Annotated in this window: 1 protein-coding gene and 1 pseudogene; both read left to right on the top strand. The window is 76.3% G+C overall.

The window, feature by feature from the left end:
- Nucleotides 1-288, top strand: a pseudogene (locus tag ACTIDRAF_RS0223110) (hypothetical protein); the annotation flags it as partial.
- A gap of 286 nt (nt 289-574) precedes the next feature.
- Nucleotides 575-1,255: a hypothetical protein gene (locus tag ACTIDRAF_RS35170; protein ID WP_245533618.1), complete on the top strand. Its 681-nt coding sequence runs from the start codon at nt 575-577 to the stop codon at nt 1,253-1,255.
- The last annotated feature ends 157 nt before the right edge of the window (nt 1,256-1,412 follow it).

The raw sequence follows: 1,412 nt of genomic DNA, 5'->3' as shown, positions 1-1,412 counted from the left end.
GGCTTCGGGCCGGGCGGCAGCGGGGGCGGCGGAGGTTTCGGCCCCGGGGGGAGCTCCGGCGCGGGCGGCCCCGGTGCGGGTATGGGCGGCGCCCGGGGCATGGGCGGCATGGGCGCCGGTGGCATGGGTGGCGGTATGGGCGGCGGCATGGGTGCCGGCGGCGGCCGGGGCGGGCAGAACGCCGAGGACAAGGAGCACACCCGCGCCTCGTTCCTCCAGGAGACCGACGACATCTTCGGGGACGGGCGGATGGTGGCTCCCCCGGTGCTCGGCGACACCAACCGCTGACGGCTGCCCCGGGGCGGGTGGCCGCGCGGCGGGCTCTCCCGCCGTCGTTCGCCCGCCCCCTGGCCATCTCAGGGGCGTGTCAGGCCAGCTCGGTACCGCTTGGGCCCGCCGGCGCTCGCGGAACCCGGAGAGCGCGGACGCCCTTTCGAACGCGCTCGCCGGCTCCAGCCAGGACGCCCCCTGCCGCACCCGTCGTCGGCTGGCCGGCGCCGTGGGACGGGGTTAGCGTCGGGAGGCTGCCCGGACCGGCCGGGCGACGCCGTCGGAGGTGCGTGCGATGCGACCGATGACCAGCCTCGGACACTGGCCCAGCAGACTCGCGGCGGGGGCCTTCATCCTCAACTCGGGTCTGAGCAAGCGGGACGCGGACGACGAGGCCGCCGCCGGTCTGCACGGTGCCGCGGCCGGTGCCTACCCGTTCCTGAAGTCGATGGACCCGAAGCAGTTCGTGCGGCTCCTCTCGACCACCGAGATCGGTCTCGGCGCCGCGCTGCTCATCCCCCTGGTGCCGACCGGCGTGGCGGGGCTCGGCCTGACCGCCTTCTCGGCGGGCCTGGTGGGCATGTACCTGCGAACCCCCGGAACGCACCACGAGGGCAGTGTGCGCCCCACCGAACAGGGACTTCCGCTGGCCAAGGACGTCTGGCTGGTCGGAGCCGGTCTGGGCATGGTCGTGGAGGGTGTCGCGCACCGGGCGGCGCTGCGGCGGCACCGCCGGCGCAAGGCTCTGCTGCGCGCCGCCGGGACGACCGGGCACCACGGGCGTCGCTGGCACCGCGGAGCGGGCGAGGAGCACGGCCACGACCACCACGCGACCCGCCGGCACGGACACGCGAAGCACGACGGGTGCCACCACCACCTCGGGCGGCACGGCGGGCGAGGTCGGCACGACGGGACGGCTGCTCGTGAACGCCACGGCCACGGCGTGGCCGGTGCGCTGCGGCGGAAGGCCCACCGGGAGCACTGACGCCTCCGAGCCCTCGCGGTGACCGCCTCGCGCGACACCACGGCGGGCAGCGGTACTCCACCCGCCGGCGGCGCGTCCCTCACCGACAAGGTTCGGGCCGACCCTCCCGCGTCGGCGACCACGGGCGTGGCGTCCCCTCGGTTCGGGTGCTCAGCGT

The sequence above is a fragment of the Actinoalloteichus spitiensis RMV-1378 genome (assembly GCF_000239155.1).
GTDB lineage: Bacteria > Actinomycetota > Actinomycetes > Mycobacteriales > Pseudonocardiaceae > Actinoalloteichus_B > Actinoalloteichus_B spitiensis.
This window is presented reverse-complemented; position numbering and strand designations above follow the sequence as displayed.